The 19,665-nt window shown below is 45.9% G+C and carries 21 protein-coding genes; 7 read left to right on the plus strand and 14 right to left on the minus strand.

The genetic code is table 11. The features are described from left to right. Positions 1-236 precede the first annotated feature (236 nt). From FQV28_RS16050 to FQV28_RS16060, 3 genes are all read right to left on the minus strand, one after another. Positions 237-659: a YkvA family protein gene (locus FQV28_RS16050; protein ID WP_146497520.1), complete on the minus strand. Its 423-nt coding sequence runs from the start codon at positions 657-659 to the stop codon at positions 237-239. Positions 660-835: 176 nt separating this feature from the next. Next, the gene (locus tag FQV28_RS16055) at positions 836-1,117 is read right to left on the minus strand and encodes a YciI family protein (RefSeq protein ID WP_146497521.1); all 282 of its coding nucleotides are present in this window, start codon (positions 1,115-1,117) and stop codon (positions 836-838) included. 61 nt (positions 1,118-1,178) lie between these two features. After that, positions 1,179-2,021 carry an aldo/keto reductase gene (locus FQV28_RS16060; protein ID WP_146497522.1) on the minus strand — a complete coding sequence of 281 codons (843 nt, stop codon included), beginning with the start codon at positions 2,019-2,021 and terminating at the stop codon, positions 1,179-1,181. 238 nt (positions 2,022-2,259) lie between these two features. Here FQV28_RS16060 and FQV28_RS16065 point away from each other — a divergent pair, with 238 nt between their 5' ends. Then, positions 2,260-2,601 carry a hypothetical protein gene (locus FQV28_RS16065; protein WP_146497523.1) on the plus strand — a complete coding sequence of 114 codons (342 nt, stop codon included), beginning with the start codon at positions 2,260-2,262 and terminating at the stop codon, positions 2,599-2,601. 53 nt (positions 2,602-2,654) lie between these two features. Here the strand turns inward: FQV28_RS16065 and FQV28_RS16070 are convergent, their stop codons facing one another. Next, a complete protein-coding gene (locus tag FQV28_RS16070; protein WP_146497524.1) occupies positions 2,655-3,302 on the minus strand; it encodes a hypothetical protein in 648 nt (215 codons plus the stop codon). 155 nt (positions 3,303-3,457) lie between these two features. Next, entirely contained in the window at positions 3,458-4,348 is an 891-nt protein-coding gene (locus FQV28_RS16075; RefSeq protein ID WP_146497525.1) for an RCC1 domain-containing protein, read from the minus strand. Positions 4,349-4,500: 152 nt separating this feature from the next. Between FQV28_RS16075 and FQV28_RS19315 the strand changes: the two genes are divergently transcribed. From FQV28_RS19315 to FQV28_RS16085, 3 genes are read left to right on the plus strand one after another with little or no spacing between them, the layout of a single operon-like run. Next, complete coding sequence (locus FQV28_RS19315; protein WP_186763917.1) at positions 4,501-4,659, plus strand: hypothetical protein; 159 nt, start codon at positions 4,501-4,503, stop codon at positions 4,657-4,659. Positions 4,660-4,701: 42 nt separating this feature from the next. Further along, positions 4,702-5,355, plus strand: coding sequence for a hypothetical protein (locus FQV28_RS16080; protein WP_146497526.1), 654 nt, complete (start codon positions 4,702-4,704; stop codon positions 5,353-5,355). A 14-nt stretch (positions 5,356-5,369) separates the two neighbouring features. Then, positions 5,370-5,633, plus strand: coding sequence for a hypothetical protein (locus FQV28_RS16085; protein ID WP_146497527.1), 264 nt, complete (start codon positions 5,370-5,372; stop codon positions 5,631-5,633). 28 nt (positions 5,634-5,661) lie between these two features. Here FQV28_RS16085 and FQV28_RS16090 read toward each other — a convergent pair whose 3' ends face one another. Beyond that, the gene (locus tag FQV28_RS16090) at positions 5,662-6,060 is read right to left on the minus strand and encodes a hypothetical protein (RefSeq protein ID WP_146497528.1); all 399 of its coding nucleotides are present in this window, start codon (positions 6,058-6,060) and stop codon (positions 5,662-5,664) included. Positions 6,061-6,265: 205 nt separating this feature from the next. Between FQV28_RS16090 and hutG the strand changes: the two genes are divergently transcribed. Together hutG and FQV28_RS19680 are read left to right on the plus strand one after the other, a co-directional pair. Continuing rightward, a complete protein-coding gene (gene hutG, locus FQV28_RS16095) occupies positions 6,266-7,201 on the plus strand; it encodes a formimidoylglutamase (RefSeq protein WP_146497529.1) in 936 nt (311 codons plus the stop codon). A 559-nt stretch (positions 7,202-7,760) separates the two neighbouring features. Continuing rightward, positions 7,761-8,063, plus strand: coding sequence for a TIGR04104 family putative zinc finger protein (locus FQV28_RS19680; protein ID WP_186763918.1), 303 nt, complete (start codon positions 7,761-7,763; stop codon positions 8,061-8,063). A 103-nt stretch (positions 8,064-8,166) separates the two neighbouring features. On the opposite strand, the gene FQV28_RS16105 is transcribed toward FQV28_RS19680, so the two are convergent. The 7 genes from FQV28_RS16105 to FQV28_RS16135 all read right to left on the minus strand — a co-directional run bounded on the left by FQV28_RS16105 (position 8,167) and on the right by FQV28_RS16135 (position 16,645). Next, positions 8,167-9,489, minus strand: a complete 1,323-nt coding sequence (locus FQV28_RS16105) for a CapA family protein (RefSeq protein WP_146497531.1) — start codon at positions 9,487-9,489, stop codon at positions 8,167-8,169. A 29-nt stretch (positions 9,490-9,518) separates the two neighbouring features. Next, positions 9,519-10,514 (minus strand): ABC transporter ATP-binding protein, encoded by a 996-nt coding sequence (locus FQV28_RS16110; RefSeq protein WP_146497532.1) that lies wholly within the window; start codon positions 10,512-10,514, stop codon positions 9,519-9,521. Continuing rightward, on the minus strand, positions 10,495-11,514 hold the full coding sequence (locus FQV28_RS16115; protein WP_146497533.1) for an ABC transporter ATP-binding protein: 1,020 nt from the start codon (positions 11,512-11,514) through the stop codon (positions 10,495-10,497). The genes FQV28_RS16110 and FQV28_RS16115 overlap by 20 nt, the downstream gene beginning before the upstream one ends. 35 nt (positions 11,515-11,549) lie before the next feature. Then, positions 11,550-12,497 (minus strand): ABC transporter permease, encoded by a 948-nt coding sequence (locus FQV28_RS16120; protein ID WP_146497563.1) that lies wholly within the window; start codon positions 12,495-12,497, stop codon positions 11,550-11,552. A 23-nt stretch (positions 12,498-12,520) separates the two neighbouring features. Further along, a complete protein-coding gene (locus tag FQV28_RS16125) occupies positions 12,521-13,480 on the minus strand; it encodes an ABC transporter permease (protein WP_146497534.1) in 960 nt (319 codons plus the stop codon). A gap of 248 nt (positions 13,481-13,728) precedes the next feature. Beyond that, positions 13,729-15,303 carry an ABC transporter substrate-binding protein gene (locus tag FQV28_RS16130; RefSeq protein ID WP_146497535.1) on the minus strand — a complete coding sequence of 525 codons (1,575 nt, stop codon included), beginning with the start codon at positions 15,301-15,303 and terminating at the stop codon, positions 13,729-13,731. An 82-nt stretch (positions 15,304-15,385) separates the two neighbouring features. Further along, positions 15,386-16,645: a M20/M25/M40 family metallo-hydrolase gene (locus FQV28_RS16135; RefSeq protein ID WP_146497536.1), complete on the minus strand. Its 1,260-nt coding sequence runs from the start codon at positions 16,643-16,645 to the stop codon at positions 15,386-15,388. Between the two features lie 489 nt (positions 16,646-17,134). Between FQV28_RS16135 and FQV28_RS16140 the strand changes: the two genes are divergently transcribed. Continuing rightward, entirely contained in the window at positions 17,135-17,419 is a 285-nt protein-coding gene (locus FQV28_RS16140) for a MerR family transcriptional regulator (RefSeq protein ID WP_146497564.1), read from the plus strand. A gap of 277 nt (positions 17,420-17,696) precedes the next feature. Here FQV28_RS16140 and FQV28_RS16145 read toward each other — a convergent pair whose 3' ends face one another. After that, the gene (locus FQV28_RS16145) at positions 17,697-19,316 is read right to left on the minus strand and encodes a glycoside hydrolase family 13 protein (protein WP_146497537.1); all 1,620 of its coding nucleotides are present in this window, start codon (positions 19,314-19,316) and stop codon (positions 17,697-17,699) included. Positions 19,317-19,665: the final 349 nt, after the last annotated feature.

Here is a 19,665-nt window from a genome sequence, read left to right on the forward strand (position 1 = left end):
TAGTGTTATTTTTCGTATAGGCTTATAAACTATTAAGATGCTTTATTTCTACGGATTCCAAGTATAATTTGCTTGTATTACTCTAATGTCCTTATTCCTTCTTTAAAGTTGTTGCTTATAATTAATAAGGGGGAAATATGGAGATTATAAATTCTCCTCCATAAGAAAAAGCGAACCCCGATGGATTCGCTTTTGACTATTCAAGTTTGGATTCGTAAATGTGTTCTATGACGGGACTAATCTACTTCTACTACGAAACCATCATCTTCATTATATGGGTAGGAATCTTTAAACCAAACTTTCAATTGTTGATGAGCCTTAATTTTGCTTTCTTCACTCACCGAATTTATTACTCTGCCCAACGCAGCAATAATAACTGCAATATCATCTGTAAAACCGACCACCGGAATAAAGTCAGGTATTACGTCAACCGGTAAAATTAGATAGCCTAATGCTCCTATAATAATCATTCGATCTTTATTTGGCAGATTTGGATCTTTTAATGAATAGTACAATACGACAGCTGCATGAAGTGCTTTAAAGCCAATAATGGCGCCATACTTCTTCACTTTCTCTAAGAATTTTCCATCTGAATAATACTTGCTCTTTCCTTTTACCGCTTCTTCGAATTCAGCGTTGCTGATTTCTTTCTTACTCATTCCAATTCCTCCTCATTATTGATCACTTTTCTTTTAACGGACGTACATATTTGCAAATAAAATATTTAATAATACTTTTTCTAATAATTCATCAATTAATCCTATGCAGAAAAGCGAACCCGTTTGGATTCGCTTTTTCTATATATTCACCAGATTTCTTCCTATCCGATTCTCCCTCAACTCTCCAACTTCAATTCCGCAAAAAGCAAACCCCATTCATGAATTTCATAGTTCCGTGCACCGCTCTGAACAAAAGGATCTTGTTTAACTAGAGCTTCGCACTCTTCATAAGTTTCAGCGTTGAAAATCACCAAACCGCCTGAGCCGTCAACAAATCGGCCGAATGCCGATACATGGCCGGCTTGCTTCATTTCATCCAGAAACGCCAAGTGTGCTGGTCTTTCCTGATCCGATTTTTCCTTATCCACTAAAGGCAACAGAACTGCGTAATGAGTCATTTGATTAATTTCCCCTTTTCGATAGTTTCACTTGCATTAAGACCCCTACTAAAGCTTAATTTTAAAACTCTTCATAGGTGGCCGGGTCCTGTTTGTTCAGTCTGCCATCCGGTCTCGTTAGGCCTGCTATCGCACTCATTTCGGTTTCGCTTAAAGTAAAATCAAAAATATTCAGGTTTTCCCGCTGCCGCTGAGGTGATGTGGACCGCGGAATCGAAACAGAGCCGATCTGGTGATGCCAGCGCAGCACAACTTGGGCAATGGTCTTGTTGTGGTTCTCTGCAATCTTGCCGATCGTTTCATTCGATAGAATGTCTGCTGACTTGGCAAGCGGGCTCCACGACTGTGTTTGGATACCAAGTTCCTCATGCACTTTCCGCTGCTCTTCCTGGTTGAAGAACGGATGCAGTTCAACTTGGTTCAGACTCGGCGTCACTCCGGTCTCCTGTATAATGCGCTGCAGGTGCTCCGGCAGGAAGTTGCTCACGCCGATCGAGCGGACAAGTCCCCATTTCCTTGCATCGATCAGCGCCTGCCACGCTTCCACGTAGTGGTCCTGCCTCGGAAGCGGCCAGTGAATGATATATAAATCAAGGTAATCCAGCTTCGAACGGTACAGCGATTCCTGAATCGCCACCAACGCTTTCTCGTATGTATGATAGCGGCCTGGCAGCTTGGACGTGATCCACAATTCATCGCGGGAGATGCCGCTGCGCTTGATGCCTTCTCCGACCGCTCCTTCGTTCTCGTAATTGTATGCCGTGTCGATCAGCCGGTAGCCGGCATTGATTCCGCTGCTGACAGCGTCCGCTCCTGCATTGCCCCACAGCCCATATGTACCCAGTCCAGTAACTGGCAGTTTTGTTCCATCGTTCAGCGTCACTTCTGGTATTGCTTTTTCCATTGGTTTCACTCCTCTCAATTCTAATTCAAGGTTACTCTTGTATAGTGGTAAAATCAAACAATTCTGTAATCAATACCGTAAAAAAGATTAGTGATAGAATTTATCGTCATCTCTCTACTATAAAACGGCATAGTTCTAAGACAAATAGAATTATTTCTCCTTCCTCTTTAAAACAACCAAAACCGGGTATAGAACATCATACCCATTCGACAGATTCTATTTCCCAAGGAGGAATACGATGCATTATCAACTCACTCTTCACCTAGCAAGCGAAAAGAAGGATTATTACTGGCTGTTCAATAGCCAGGAGGATACGGTGACGATTTTCAATGAAGTGATTGAGACCTTTAAGCATTATGAACCAAAGAACTCGAAAGCGTTCATAAAGGAAAATCAGCGCGAGATTGATGAGACCGGCAGGAGCAATATGGTCCAGATCGAAGTTGTCAAAGTGGATAAAGAAGCCATTATCCGCTCTGCTTCCTATAATGAGATGATGTACGAAGGCCGGCATTTCAAGGCGATCTACAACATCCTTACCAACCGGCTCGGTCCGCCGGAAGAAGAATCAATCGCGTAAAAACTCCCCTTCAGACAATTTCTGCTTGAAGGGGAGTTTTTTATTGAAGCAGCTTACGATTCGATATTCAGCAACTTGATCAACCGGATGACTTCTTGATCGTCACCTGTGTCAACAGAGACCAGTTCTGTATTATCAATAATTTCTTCGTAAAACTCTTTGCCAGCCGGATACTCGCCGTCCCAGCGCAGCGGCACGTTGTAGACATTGATGGTGCCGTCGCCGTTGCCGCTATAGGTGACGGATCCGTCCACCAAGCGGGAGCCCGCCAGCTGGATGACGTCTTCCGGATAGGTGCCGCTGGTTTCGTCATCCGGATTGAGCGGTTCGCCGGCCGGAATGTGCTGGACGTATAAGCCATCGATTTCCTGATTCGCCCCGAGCTGCAGCCAGACTCTGGCGTATTCGATTTCTTCGCTTGAATACTGGGACGAGCTCTCTTCGCCTTTGGAATCGCTCGAAGTGGTGCTTTCCGCATCAGTTGCCACGGTTTCTTCTGAAGGGACTTCATTTTCCTTATTCATCTCCGCTTCCTCTCCCTCGCTTGTTGATGTAGTTTCTTCCGTTTCTTTTTCCACCGGTTCACTTGCCGAACTGCCTTCTGAAGACCCCTTTGCGGATTCTTCGTCCGTATTGCCGGTGCAACCCGCCAGCAGCACCAAAACAGCATGGAAATAAAAGATTCGAGCGATCCTCTTCATCCTCTCTCCCTTTCCTTTCTTTTATATAGCGACAAATTCTATACATGAGAATATTTTTCCTGCTTGAACTTGGAATCATTCAATAAAAAAGATTGAACAGAATCAATCCGTCCAATCTTTTTGGTTCTATCCAATCGTGATGGCGTTCCTGCAGTTCAAAACCCATTGCGGGGCAGTGCAATGCCGCGCCACTCGTTGATGTTGCACTGCCCTTCTTCGTTTTGTCCTGCAGCTATCATCGTACCGTCCCTTCGAAGTCCGACCGTATGAGCAGATCCCGCCGAGACCGCAACGATATCGCGCCAATCACTTACATCGCATTGGCCGTCATTATTTCGCCCAGCAGCCAGCACGGTGCCATCCTTTTTCAGCCCGATTGTATGATGGCTCCCTGCCGCAATCGCCACGATATTGTGCCAATCACTTACATCGCATTGGCCGTCTTTGTTCAATCCTACGGCCTCGACTCTGCCATTCGTTTTCAAGCCTACGGTATGAAGGTAACCTGCTGCTACCGAAACGATGTCCCGCCAGCCGCTTACGTTGCACTGCTCGTACCGGTTGTTCCCGGCACTCGTCACTCTTCCGTTCGATTGGAGGCCGACGGTGTGCCAGTCACCGGCTGCCACCGCTACAATATCACACCACTCGCTTACATCGCATTGCCCTTCATTGTTTCGGCCCGCGGCCACCACCGTCCCATCCCGGTTTATCCCGATGGTTCGCCGCCAACCTGCGGCGATTGCTTTGATATCGTGCCACGAGCTTGTCTCGCATTGGCCGTACTTGTTCCAACCAATTGCTGCCACAGTGCCATCGGTTTGGAGTCCGACGCTATGCGAATTCCCAGTATGCGCGCTGCCTGCCGCCACTGCCGCTATTTCGCACCACTCGCTCGCGTCGCATTGGCCGTATTTATTATCTCCCACGGCCAGCACTTTCCCGTCCGCTTGGAGCGCCACGGTATGGCGGTAACCCGCCGCGATCGGTTCTTTCGGCCATCGTTTCATCTTTAGCGCCGCTTCTTCCGGGAAAACATCATCCATGTTCTGCCTCCTCTAAAGCAATGTATTTTTTCATAAGCATTCCATTTCTTCATTTATGTTTAATCTACCACAGGGAAATGATATTCTCATGACAGTTTAGAAATGAAACATTTTTCTCGCTGTTCCGTATTACTATCAAGGGAGGTTTTTCCATGTCTGGAGATTTGTTTATGTTATTGCCCATCATTTCAATTTTGTTTTCGTTAATTCCGCTTGCGGTGGGAATTTTTGTGGTTGTCGCTTTTCTGAAACAAGGCAAAGAGCGCAATGCGCTTTTGAGGGAAATTGCGGAAGAACTGCGGAGAAGGTGAATTTATAAGGAGGTTAACTATGGCAAAGAAAGGAGGCAGTAAATGATAAAAAGTAAATTGGCACTTTCGGGTTCCGTTATTATTCTAGGTGTCTGCATGTATTTATTTTTCCCCTTCCCGAATAATGTCATGATCGGGGCACGTACTACGTTCATGTCCTTTCCCGTTTACGATCAGGATGGTTATAGTTTACTTGGAATAATCGGCTCTGTTTTGTTTGTAATCGCCATGGTTTTACTTGTCATGGGTATAAAAAAATATCATTTTCGAACAGTCCTGATAGTGGCAATCGTATATGCCCTTCTACCAAATCTTCTTGTTTCGATGTACCAAGAAACATTTGCAAGCGGCATTGCAGCAGTTTCATACGGTGGCGATGGCAAGTGCAGTTTTGAGACTGTCGCTGGCAGCACATCGGATGGAGAATGCACACTTGAATTGAAAAATCGCAGCAACGAGGCGGTGTCATTTAAATTGGAATTTATAGATTCATATCCATTGGAAGACGGCACGCAAATGGAATCGCTTATGAATTTAGCAGGTCCGTTCAGCATTTCGATAAAGGCTAATGATAGTACATCTATCCATTTGAAAGAATTACTCGATGTATCGGATGTCCCAAGACATGTTGAAAACGGAACCTTTTCCAAGGTCCACATTAAGTTGATCGACGGAGATACTTCACGTACTTTATAGCAGGGGTGATTATTATGGGCTTGTTGCGGTTTTTATTTTTCAAACGAAAATGCCTGGTCTACACAGCATTCGGGAATAAGATGTATTTGGAAGCGGCGAACAAATTCACTGAACACGGAATACCTTATGACACCGTGATCCGCGGCAACGCCAATGTCCAGTCAGCTCTAAACGGGGCTTCGCCCAGCTTTAATAATTTCAAGGCGAGTCCATCGCAGTATGATTTCTATGTAGCAAAAGAAGATGAATACCGTGCGCAGCAAGCTCTTCATCGTTGAGCTTGCTTTTATTTTCCCCTCCTCAACCTCAAGGCCGGTAGCCATAGCCAAAATTGAACATGAAAAGAAAGAAGAAAATCACGCAAGCCGCCGGCAGCAAACTCACTAGAACCAGCGTTTTGGCGATCTTTGTCTGAACCTTCATGAACCACTTGATGTAAATAAAAATCAGCAGACCGATGAACGGCAGGAAGATGAAGTTGGAGGCCGTTTCTACCCACGCCGAATTTTCATCCCAATACGCATCCGGTACGGGTGTGATTCCTTCGTATTTGGCGTTGATCCGGTTCGTCTCGGTGACAAACACCGCAGCGATCACGAGATAGTAGGCGCCGATCAGCGTTCTGAGCCACAGCGGCAAAAAACTGTTTGAGAGAATGATAAGCAGAATCAACCCGATGATGATATAGAACCAGGTGTACGGCACACATACCACTCCTTTTTGTGGTTTAGGAATTCCTTTTATGTATAAGGACTCTTTTCTGCTTAAGAAGTTCGGTTTTGGTGTTCAGTAAAATCCTTCCGAACCTTTAGGTTTCGGGAGGATTTTTTTAGGGATTAGTAAAGAGAGCCCAAATTCATTACAATAAAGTTAACAAAAGCATAAATTTCATTGATTCGGGGTGTTGGGTTTGTATAAATTACCGAAAAAGCATTTTTGGCACGGGCGCGTGGACAGCGAAACCGACCGCAACAGTTTCCGTTTTCATCAGACAATCGAATTTATGGACACGTTTGACGTGCCGGAGGGCGCATTTTCCATTATCGGCTTTGAATGCGATGAAGGGGTGCAGCGCAACGGCGGGCAAGCGGGCTCTGCTGACGCGGCAAATGAAATCCGCCGGCATCTGGCAGACCTCCCCTATCATCTTGGCGACCGGCAGACATTCGACGTCGGCTCGGTCATGTGCAAAAACAACGACTTGGAAAAAGCCCAGCGCGAACTTGGCGACCACGTCAGCCGCCTGCTTACCAGCGGCTCAATCCCTATTATTTTAGGCGGCGGACACGAAACCGCGTACGGCCATTATTTAGGGCTGCGCCGCGATGCAGGGCCCGATGCAAGAATCGGCATCATCAACATCGACGCACATTTTGATCTGCGCAAAGCGGAGCGCCCGAATTCCGGGACAATGTTCAGGCAGATTTTAGAAGAGGATAAGAACGCAGGCTATCTCGTTCTTGGCATCCAGCCGCTTGGCAACACGAAAACGCTTTTCAATCATGCGGAAGAACTTGGCACAGAGTACGTTCTTGCGGAAGCTTTGACCATGTTGGAGCTGCAGAACGTACAAAACCGGATTGACGCGTTTTGCGAGAACTACGATCACATTCTGGTCACGCTTTGTATGGATTCCATCACATCGCTTTACGCGCCGGGGGTTCTCGCCCCTTCCCCGTTCGGACTCGATCCGGCGGTGGTGCGCCGGTTATTGTGGCATATCGTCTCCAATGAAAAAGCGCGCAGCTTTGATGTATCCGAAGTGGATCCCGTGTTGGACGACGACGGCAAGACGGCGAAGCTCGCCGCTTACTTGGTCGCTGAAGTGATGGCTGCTTTTCATTGAAGGATGTAGAAACGCTCCAGCCTTAATTGGCTGGAGCTTTTTTGATTATCCGGGGTTGCTGCTCTTTGGAGAAGAAGAAGAGGTGGCTGGAAAAATTTGCTTCATGAAGTTTTCGAAGTTTAACATGAAGTGTTGCGGTTTTAACATGAACTCTTGCAAATTCTACATGGCGAAGCGAGCTTTCTTCATGAACTTTTCATACTTCTACATGATTTTCTCCAAAAGCGTCTCTCCAAGATTAAAAGCAATATGGAAGCTGTTCGCCTGGCGAACAGCTCTTTATTCTTTGAGATCGCTTTTTATAGAAGAAAGTGGGCTGGAAAAATTTGCTTCATGAAGTTTTTGGGTTTTAACATGAAGTATCGCGTTTTCAACATGAACTCTTGCAAGTTCCACATGACGAAGCGAGCTTTCTACACGAACTTTCCCTACTTCTACATGACTTCCTCAAAAATCACTTCTCAAATCCCCAAAACCCAAAGCCATTTTGTAACTTTTCTCCGGTTTATCCGTATCTATAGTATAAGCAATGGCATTTTATTACATTGGAGGTGTTTCTATGCCAACCTGCCAAAATTGCGGCCACCAGTGGAGCTGGAAAACGACATTTAAAAAGACCCTTAAGATAAACAATGGAATGATCTGTCCTTTTTGCGGGGCCAGGCAATTTGCCACTGCAAAATCCAGAATGCGGGTAGGCTCTTTGTGCTCCATCATTGCCCCGCTTCTAATTTTGTCTTCTTATTTTTTGCACTTGTCTGCCAAAGAGCTCATCGCGATAGGTCTCCCATTGACCATTGCCATCATTCTGGCCTCCCCCTTTTTGTATGAATTGTCGAATGATGAGAAACCGCTCTGGTGATGCTGCCCTGCGAATGAAACAGCGCCAACAAAACAGGCTATCGAATACTTCTCGACAGCCTCAACATTAATACCGGTTTATCTCCGGCCCATTTCTGTTTCTCCTATAAAATAGGACTAAGCTCAACCAAAGCATCGGCTTTCAAGATTACACGGCCCACCGATCCTTCAATTTCGATTTTTGTTCCATACGGCGCAGAAAGTTTTTGGAGTTTCTTTAATATGTCCACGTTTTTATCTACGCTTGGCCAGCCCTTTTTATAGCGCGGTTCTCCGAATCCTAATTCGATGGGGTATAAAACCAATTCCTTCAGTTCCCCGTCTTCCATTGTCCAGTAAGGCAAGATGGCGGTCCATATGTCTTTGTTGGTGCCGTAGCCGATTGTGTTGTTTTTTGATCTCGCATCAAAGGCATCTGCTACGGTATGGGAATGGTCCAGCTCGTATTTTTTATAGAAGTCGTCAGGAAGATGGGTCACGGTTTCATTCTGAAAGATGAAATTGCCCAAACTATAGAAGATCGGGCGGTTTTTATAGATTTCGATGCCCCTTATGACGTGCGGCCCATGGCCAATCACGGAATGTGCTCCCTCATCAATGCAGATCCGGGAGAACGTTTCCAGGAATTCAGCAGGCAGCTCCTTGGACGCCCCTTTCATTTCGTGGGCATGGATGCTCACTAGGACGTAATCCGCTTGCCTTTTCGCTTCTGAAATCGCCTTTACGATGCGGTCGACGTCTTTTTGCAGCGGCATGGTGGTTTTCCCCTCTTCCTCACTTTCCCGGAAGAGGTAAGTGCCGAATGAAAAGGAATCGTCGCTAGAGCCCACTTCATAGCCATTTTTTATCTGCAATTTTTTCTCCGCGTTGATTTCCACCGTCTCTGCGATCATTTTCAAATAGCTGCTTTTCTCCGGCGAGATATTGTGGACTGTTTTGAAGCGCAAAGGGTTCACCCCTGGCCTGCCGACCATGTCCGGACGCTGTTCCCCGGCTGCGGCCGATTCATGAAAACTGGAAGTTGCAGCGATGATCGCCACCCTTCCGGAAGGGGTGTCCAAATACTTCGGTTCGCTTGCCTTTGCCAAATTATCGCCGGCACCTGCGTGGACAAAGCCATATTCATTGAGGTATTTTTCTGTCGCCTGCAAGCCGCCATGCGAATAGTCTAGTGTATGGTTGTTCGCCCAGCCAACCAAATTAAAGCCATATTCCTTTATTTCATTCAGCACATGGGGAGGGGCTACCGCCCACGTCCCTCCGCTCACCGCACTTGGAAATCCCTCGAAGTGATGGGTGGTGATTTCAAGATTCGTGAATCGAACATCCGAGCTTTGAATAATAGAAGAAAGTTCGTTAAAGGCAGCATCTTTCGCCGGCAACTTCCTCGTTATAAAACTGTCCCCTGTTGCGGTAAATGAAATCATCCCTATCCACTCTCCTTTATGCGAAATCCTTATTGGTATAAGTGACAAGCAACAAAATGCCCCGACGAATGTTCTGTTTTTTGAGGGATTTGTTCCTTGCATATGTCTGTAGCAAACGGGCATCTTGTATGGAAGACGCATCCCGTAGGCGGATTGAACGGCGAAGGAATTTCCCCTGTCAAAATAATCCGTTCTTTTTTCTGGCCTGGATTTGGAGAAGGGACAGCTGACAGCAGCGCTTGGGTATACGGATGAAGCGGTTCTTCAAACAAACTTTCTGCCGGCCCTTCTTCTACAAGATTGCCCAAATACATCACACCGATGCGGTCAGAAATATGGCGGACTACGCTCATATCATGGGCGATAAAAAGATATGAAAGGTTGAACTCTTCTTGCAGCTCCTCCAGGAGGTTGATGATTTGCGACTGGATGGATACGTCCAGCGCAGAAACAGGTTCATCCAAAATCAGGATTTTCGGGTTGACCACCAGTGCCCGCGCCAGGCCGATCCGCTGTCTTTGCCCTCCGGAAAGTTCATGAGGAAATCGGTAGTAATGATCAACTTGCATGCCAACTTTTTGCAGTATGGCCATCACTTTTTCTGTTCTTTCCTTCTTGCCCCCAAGGCCGTGGATGATCAATGGCTCTTCCAAGATTTCACCAATGCGCTGGCGGGGATTCAAGGAAGTATAAGGGTCTTGAAACACCATTTGCAGGTCTCTTCTCGCTTCGCGCAAATCTTTGCCCGATAACTGCAGAATGTCCCGGTCACCGTAGATGACCTTTCCTTCAGTGGAATCGATGAGCTTTAATATCGTACGGCTTAAAGTGCTTTTTCCGCAGCCGGACTCACCAACCAAACCGTAAGTCTCGTTTTCTTTCAGTTGCAGCGATACATTGTTTACCGCTTTGACCGTACCTTTTGCTCCTCCGAACCGTCCAAGTGAACCCGGCACCAAAAAGTGTTTTTGCAAGCCCTGGACTTCAAGCACTATACTTTCGGACTCATAAGTTGATTGCTTCATATGCATTCACCTCTTTTTTTGCAATTTCGTGTGCATTCCAGCATCTCACTTTATGGCCTTCTGTATGGGCTTCCAGTTCCGGCGCCTGTTGGAAGCATCGGCTGTCTGAAAAAGCGCACCTCTCTGCGAAACGGCATCCGGTTGGCACATTATTCAATGTCGGCACTGTCCCTTTAATCACATGAAGTTTTTCAGGCCGCAGCCCGTCTACTTGCGGAATCGACTGGATCAGCCCTTTTGTATACGGATGGACCGGATTGGAAAACAGCGTCTTCACGTCCGCTTCTTCGACAATCTGCCCAAGATACATAACAACAACCCGGTCGCAAATTTGGGCGACTACCCCTAAATCATGTGTGATGAACATCATCGCCATTCCCATTTCCTTGTTCAACCGGACCATCAAATCTAAGATTTGGGCTTGGATTGTAACATCCAATGCCGTTGTCGGTTCATCCGCGATCAGCAAGTCCGGTTCACAGGCCAAGGCCATGGCGATCATTGCCCGCTGCAGCATTCCGCCGGACAATTGGTGCGGGTATTCGTTCGCCCGTTTTTCCGGCGATGGAATGCCCATCATTTCCAGAAGTTTTATCGCTTTTTCATGCGCTTCTTTTTTTGAGACGTTTCGGTGGAGCCGCATCGATTCAGCCACTTGCTTGCCGATGGTGTATACGGGATTCAGGGCACTTGATGGATCTTGAAAAATCATCGAAATTTCATTTCCGCGAAGATCGTGCATGGTGGAAAGCGGCTTTTTCAGCAGATTTTCCCCTTTGAAAGAAATGGCCCCTTCGTATTGCGCCGTATACTCTTCATCGAACAAACGCAGAATCGACTGGGAGGTGACGCTTTTTCCACATCCGGATTCTCCGACCACTCCTACTATCTCTCCTTCTTCAACCGTAAAGGAGATGCCGTCTACGGCAGTTACTACTCCGTTTTCGGTGTAGAAGTTCGTCTTGAGGTCTTTTACCTCTAAAAGCGGCTGTTTCTCCATAAGTAACCCTCCCTCAATTTAGAATGCCAGCAAATTCACACTTTTGCTTTCCCCATTTTCAATAGCTTGTTTTTTCTATACTTGATTTTTTTATTGCTTGTGACGTGGGGATCCAACAAATCCCTTAAGCCATCGCCCAGCAGGTTCGTACTCAGCACCGCCAAAATCAGTGCAGCTCCCGGGAATACGACCATCCACCATGCGGTATAGATGACTGATTTGCCATCCGACAAAATGTTCCCCCAACTTGGGTCGGGCGTTGGAATCCCGGCTCCTAAAAAGCTTAGTCCCGCTTCGGTGATGATGGCGTCCGCAAAGATAAAGGAAGCTTGAACAAAAAGCGGGGATATCGTATTTGGCGCTATATGGCGGAAGATGATTCGCCATGACTTGGCGCCTTGGGCTTTCATTGCTTCAATATAAGTTTGTTCACGGACCACCAAAGCCGATGACCGGACAATGCGTGCAACATAAGGACTGAATACGACAGTCAAAGCTACGATAATATTGGTCGTGTTCGGTCCAAGTGCAGCCATAAAAGCTATTGCCAGCAAAATAGCGGGAATCGACATGAGCCCATCGCATATGCGCATAAAAACATGATCCAAAACACGGTAATAACTTGCATACAAGCCGATGACCAATCCGATGACTGAAGACAGGACGGCAACCGTCAATCCTACTCCAAGTGAGACTTGTGCTCCGATCACGACGCGCGAAAAGAGGTCCCGGCCAAAGTTGTCTGTTCCAAACCAATGGGTTGAACTGGGTGCTTGCAGCCTTTCAGTTACCACCATTGCATAAGGGTCGTAAGAGGTGAGCATGGGACCCAGTAAAGCAAACAAAACAAGCAAAAACAACGTGATGCTTCCGAACACAATTTGCTTGTTCGCTAAAAAACGTTTGATGAACAAGCTTCGTTGATTTTTTTTCAAGCTCCGCTGGACGTTAAGAAGTTCAATATTTCTGCGAGCAGCTTCCATCTCCACACCTATCTCCCCCCTTCCTATTTCCGGTCCAATCTTACTCTTGGATTGACCACGCCGTATAACAAATCCACGATTAAATTGATCAACACATAAGCGATTGCCACAAAGAAGATGATCCCTTGAATCATTGGATAGTCGCGCCGCTCAATGGAATTGATCGTCAGCTGGCCGATGCCCGGGATATTAAAAATGGTTTCTGTTATAACAGCTCCGGCAATCAGCCCACCGAACGTCTGGCCAATAACCGTTAAAATCGGGAGAAACGCATTTCTGAATACATGGAAATAAATGATTTGGCGTTCTTTCACCCCTTTGGCTCTGGCGCTTTTGATGTAATTGTTATTCAGCACTTCCAGCATCGAAGAACGCGTAATCCGAGTAATAAGGGCAGCCTGCAATGTCCCCAGTGAAACCGCCGGCAAGATCAGGTATTGCAAATGATTCCACAATCCTGTGTTCAAAGGGGCATATCCCGCTACCGGCAGCCACCGCAGGATCACTCCGAACACCAGCATGGTCAATAAACCCAAGATAAAATTGGGAACAGACATGCCGAGCAGGGAGACACCCATCACTGATTGATCGGCAATCGTCCCTCTGCGGCGCGCCGCAAAAATACCGGCTGGAATGGCAATGACTAAAGCAACCAGCTGCGAAATGATGGTAAGTGAAATGGTGGGGCTAAGATGCCCCATGATTGAAGATGTAACGGATTCATCCATAAAATATGAAGATCCCAAATCTACTTGGAGCGCGCCGATCACCCAATTCAAGTATTGCTGGGGCAAAGGGAGATTCAATCCCAAGTCCTCGCGCAATTCTTCGATTTGCTCGGTTGTTGCATCTTCGCCCAACATGATGGTAGCAGGGTCCCCAGGCGTTATATGAATGATTAAAAATACAATAATAGAAACAACAAACAAGACAGGTATCAACGATAAAATCCGCTTTATAAGATACATCAAGTAATCCTTCATAAAAGCAACTCCTTTACCCCTAGTGTTCTTTCAACCTCTACCGGAAAATCGCAAGGTCGAAAGAGGCATTTCATAAGCTGATCCTTCGATATAAACAGCAGCTCAATAGAGTTCATCCAGCACGAGCAACCTCCATTGAGCTACAGCTATATTTCGATAGAATTCCGTTTTAACACTTATAATTACTTGATGCGGCTTCAGCTTTGAATTTCCTTCTTAATACAACGAAACAAATCCTTATTCCTGATTTATTGAGTTACGGTCGTATTCCAGAAAATCGGCCCTTCAAAAATGGTTATCCCATCCACCTTAGTTGTTGAGGCGTAATAGCTGAAGTAATCCCCAACTTTTACTCCTGGCAGATAATCTGTCCATAAGTAATCTTGCAGGTCGTTCCAAACTGCCGTCCCTTCTTCTACCGTCTCGCTCGCATCAATTTCCGCCAGCATTTCATGGAGTTTTTCGTCTTCTGCCCAGCCAAACCAATCAGCACTTATAGACAAATGCTGGGAAGGAGTCGTGACTGTAGATAATCCGACTGACAACAGATCCCAGTTTGCTGGATCGGTGCGCAATTCCGAATATGTCGCCCGGTCAACAACATCCAATTTCACATTCATTCCTGCTTGTTTTAATTGTTCCTGGGCAACAATGGCCGCATAGTAGAGTTGGCTGTCATTGCCTGCCAGAAGCACAATTTCTTCTCCAGCGTATCCGGCTTCATCTAATAATTGTTTCACTTTTGCAGGGTCCGCTTTGTTGAACTCGTCCGCTCCTGCTTCGCTGAACCAGGCTTGGCTATCCGCCATATAGCTTGAATCCACTTCATACAAATCCTCATGCGGCCACGCCGCAAGCATGATTTCTTCGCTGCTTAAAGCGGCATTAACAGCTTGTCTCATTTTCAAATCGGTAAACAAACCTTGTTTTTTGTTAAAGTGGAACGAAGCGTTTCCGTATAAATCGGTATAGGTCGTCACATTCGGATCTTGTGTTAATTGTTCATAATTGTCATAAGGCAGCGAGTCGGCGAAATCATATTCCCCTGTTTGTATTCCGGATAATTGGGTTGTGTTATCCGCTACATAATCGAAGTACAGGTCGTCCACAAGCGCTTCTTTCTTCCCTGATAACCCATCAGCTGGCGTATCCAAAGCTTGATACTCCTCAAATTTTTCAAAGTGGACATATTGATCTTGCTTCCATTCCACAAATTTGAACGGGCCTGTTCCAATATATTCCGTTACTCCGTTTGCACCAGCTGTCTCAAACACTTCTTTTGGCATGATGGCCGCAAACTGTTTCGGTGAAGCAATCGTATCCAAAGTGGATAATTTCGGTTCTTTTAAGGTTAACGAAACTGTGTATTCATCTTTCTCCACAAAAGATGCTTCTTCGCCTACAACTTGACTGGCAACCGAAGACTTTTCCAGCCAACTGTTCATTGAAGCCACTACATCTTCTGCAAGCATTTCCTCGCCGTTGTGGAATTGGACCCCTTGCCTCAAGTGAAACGTATATGTTTTCCTATCTTCACTAAGTTCCCAAGACTCCGCTAACATTGGTTGAGGCTGAAATTCCGAATCCAATGCCAACAATCCTTCATACATATGTCTCGCTACTGTTTTGACCGTGGAGCCCGTACTCATCTGCGGATCGAGCGTTTCCGGCTGCTGCCCGCTGGCCACATGAAGTTCACCGCCAGCAACTGCTTGTTCCTCACCGCTTGCTTTCGGTTCACCTTCGCTTGCCGAACTGCAGCCGGCAAGAGCCAAGGCCAGTGTTAACATAAATGCAATCCAAGATAGTTTTATCGTCTTCATAGTTTTCCCCCTAGTTTTATAAATCCACTTTTCATTTTTGTACTACGAATTGAATGGTGCCGATGAGCCTATATTGCATGTCCTATACAGATTGGCTTCTTTTTGCTAATAAGGGTTCATTTACAGCCTCAGCTCCAACAAGGCCAAGTATTACCAAAAAGGCTCTTTGCGGTCCCACGTAGGAACCGGCCGGATCAAACCATTCCCCTAATGTATGAGTGCCGCCGGTTTTTCCTCCTTTGCCTAATGTGATGGACGGAATCCCCAGGCTTATCGGAACATTTGAATCGGTGCTTCCCGGTCCCGATAATTTCGGTGTAATTCCCATCGCTTCAGTAGCAGCACATGTAACCTGGACAATCACTGCATCGTCAGGCTGTGAACCCGCTGGCCGGTCGCCTATCTTCTCAAGCTTTACTGTCATTTGATCGCTGTTCCATCTGGCATTTTCATCTTCTACGGATTTTTGCACGATTTCCAAAAAACGCTTTTCCAGCTTCAGTAATTCCTCAGGTTCATTCGAACGCAAATCCACATACATAAACGCTTCCTCAGCTATGGCATTTACTGAAGTGCCGCCATGGATTTCGCCAACGGTAAAAGTGGTCTTCGGATTGTCAGGCGTTTCAATATCCGCAATGCCTGCTGCTGCTCTTGAAAGTGCATGGTTGGCGCTAGGCTGCCCGAATGCTCCGAAACTGTGCCCGCCCGGCCCTTGATAAGCCACTTTATATCGGAAACTGCCCGTCCCCTTATAACAGATCTGAGAAATTTCCGGCCCATCAAGAGAAATGAATCCGTCAATATCATCATGAGCATTGAAGAAGGCTCGGACCCCGCGCAAATCGCCTAACCCTTCTTCACCCACCGTTCCGCCAAAAATAATATCTCCAACCGTTTTAATACCGGTTTCTTTAAAAGCGCGGATCACAGAAAGCAACTCTGCCAGCCCGCTTGTGTCATCAACAATTCCCGGGGCATAAAGAATCCCATCTTTTTCTTTTACGGTCGTATCCGTCCCTTCTGGAAATACAGTGTCCAAGTGGGCCGTCACAAAAATTTTCGGGCCATTTCCAGTTCCCCGCCGGATACCAAAAACGTTTCCTTCACTGTCCATTCGGCAATCCTCTAAACCAAGTTCTTTTAAACGGCCTAGCACATACTCCGCTCTTTTTTGTTCTTTGAAAGGAGGAGCCGGTATTTCAGTTATGACAATCTGCTCGCTGATTGTTTGTTGGTGATCTTTTTCGAGAAAAACCATGCCTTCTTTTGTTAATGGATCATATGAAATTTTCCGATAAGCATCTTCCACCTTGATAGTAAACAGTGTGCTTGTTTTCATAATGAACTCCTCCTGATTGTGTATTAGATTTGAAATTGCTTTTATAATCAAACCCCTTTTTATTCAAAATATTAAGACAACTTCAAAACTATTTTTAACTATGATGACTTGTTCAATAGAAATCAACCGTTGCGTAAGATAATCTAACATACATATTTTTTATATTTGAATTATAGTAAAATAGAATTTGAGTTTATCAACAATGAAAGCGATAACAAAAATATGTAAATAACAGCTTTATAGCAGCTTTCAGGCATATTAAATCCTTTTTTATCTGTTCTATTAAAATTATTTTATTTATGGTTTGATAAATTAGTTAACCGTTTGAAAAGTAGAATTAATAATTGGATGGAAGAAAAAATGACATAATTAATAAAAAGTAAAACAAATATCGAATTTTTGAACTATAGATGTTAGAATACATGACATAAGAAAAATAAGAAGAGGCAGGTGAGTCATTTGATTGAATCATTAAGAGAGAAAAAAGTTATGATGATTGGCACTGTGGCTGAGATAACTGGATTATCAGAAAGGCAGATCCGTTATTATGAACAGAAAAAACTGATTTCCCCTTTCAGGACAGCAACCGGCAATCGGAAATACTCGTTTTCCGATATCGAAAAGCTTATCGAGATTGCAGAAAAGGTTGAAGAAGGCGTCCGCACAAGCGAGATACTGGAAGACCTCAATAGAACGGAAAAGAGCTCCATTTCAAACAAAGAACTGATTCAAGGCCAGATCAATTCCCATTTCCGGCAAAGCGGAAAAAGATGAACGTTTTTAACCAGGAGTTCTCGCTCCTCATGAACGCTTATCTTCTCTGCTCCTCCGTCTACATAATGTCCTTCTTTATCGTTTCAGGAAAACATTCAATCACTTCAATTTGCAATCCGCTTGCAGCCAGATTCTATCAAATCACTTCCTAGTCTCCTGCCAGAAATGAGCGAGGCAAGGACGTATTGCCTTTTCCTGCGGTTTCGTTCCTCAATTTAAATCTTAAACAAAAAACCAGCGCCGCCCAAAGGGCGGCGCTGGTTCATCTATCTTCCATTCATTTAGCTATTTTATAAACCCGTGCTTCGTACGGGAATAGTTGTGTCGGGTTCACGTATTCGTAATTGGCCAACAGTAAAGTGGCGTCTTCCGGTGCGTCCCATTCGCAGGCGAATTGCGCCAGGTTGGAGACGACGAGCACTTTCTCATTTTCATCTTCACGCGTATAGGCGTAGACAGCCTCATGGCCAATGTCATGAAGTTCATAGCTGCCGTAAACAAGGACGTCCATTTGTTTGCGCAGCCAAATCATTTGCTTATAGAATGAGAGCACTGATCGTGGATCTTGCTGCTGGGCGGCAACGTTGATCTTGTCGTGGTTCGGGTTAATCATCAGCCATGGCCATGCTTCCGAAAAGCCGGCGTTAAAGCTTGCGTCCCACTGCATCGGCGTCCGTGAGTGATCGCGGCTTTTCGCCCCTAGTAGCGTCATGATGGCTTCATGCTCCATGCCGTCAGCCCGGTTGTTATGATACAAATTATGCGTCTGGATGTCATTGTAATGGTCGAGCTCTGCAAACGGCGCGTTTGTCATGCCGATTTCCTGGCCTTGGTAAATGAACGGCGTCCCTTGCATGAAAAAGTACATGCAGGCGATTGCCGTGGCGCTTTCCCGCCAGTATTCCTTATCATTTCCCCATGTTGACACGACACGCGGTTTGTCGTGGTTTTCGACAAACAAAGCGTTCCATCCTTTGCCTTCGACGCCTTTTTGCCAGCGCGTCAGCACTTCTTTCAGTTTCGGCACATTGATGCCTGTCTTTTCGTCGGTATCCCATAAGCCCAAGCTTTCAAACTGGAACACCATATTGAATTTGCCATGGTCTTCTCCGATCCAATCTTCGATATCCTCCACGTGGACCCCGTTCGCTTCGCCGACAGTCATGATGTCGCGCTTCGCGAGCGTTTTGTCGCGCAGTTCCGCAAGCAGCGGCTGGATGCCGTCGACATTCATCATTTTGTCCCATGCCGGAACATACAGCCTTTGCTCCGGATCAAAGATGTCGGTCAAATCTTTTTTGATGTGGCTGATGGCATCGACGCGGAATCCATCGATTCCTTTATCCAGCCACCAATTGACCATATCGAATAGCGCTTCCCGCACTTCCGGGTTTTCCCAGTTCAAGTCCGGCTGTTTTTTCGAAAACAAATGCAAGTAGTACTGCTTTGTTTCTTTATCGTATTCCCAAGCGGAACCGCCGAAAATGCTTTCCCAGTTGGTCGGGTCGTCGCTCCAGATGTACCAGTCCCGTTTCGGGTTGTCTTTCGACGATTTCGATTCGATAAACCATGGATGCTCATCACTCGTGTGGTTGATGACCAAATCGATGATCAGCTTCATGTCACGTGCATGCACTTCCGCAAGCAAGCGGTCAAAATCTTCCATCGTTCCAAATTCCGCCATGATGTCCTGGTAATCGCTGATATCATAGCCGTTGTCGTCGTTCGGCGACTTGAATACCGGGCTTAGCCAGATAACGTCGATTCCTAAATCCTTTATATAATCCAATTTGCTTGTCACACCGTTGATATCCCCGATGCCATCCCCATTGGAGTCTTTAAAACTGCGCGGATATACCTGATAGGCGACTGCTTCTTTCCACCATATTTTCTTCATACTGATCCCTCTCAAAGACCCGTGGCGCATTTCCCCTTCAATCAAGCGGCCGAAAACCGTAAATTGTGCCAGAGAAGCCAAGACGTCTGTTATTTTCTATAGTACGAAAAGGTTTGTTCCTGCTATGGGCGCCGGCTTCAACGCTGCCCCATAGTTTCGGAAAAACAATTTGCAAGATGTTAGTGTAGCAGAATACGCCGGAATAGCCTACAGATTTTATTATATTTCTGAGTCAAATCGTAAGTTTCTCTCCCGTGTCCCCCCTTTTTCCTAAAAAGGTTTCCTTTTGTATAACCGATGTTGGGTACATGAAAACCCCGAAACGGACACTTTTTCAAAAAAGTTTCCA

Source organism: Planomicrobium sp. CPCC 101079, from assembly GCF_007859275.1.
Lineage (GTDB): Bacteria > Bacillota > Bacilli > Bacillales_A > Planococcaceae > Planococcus.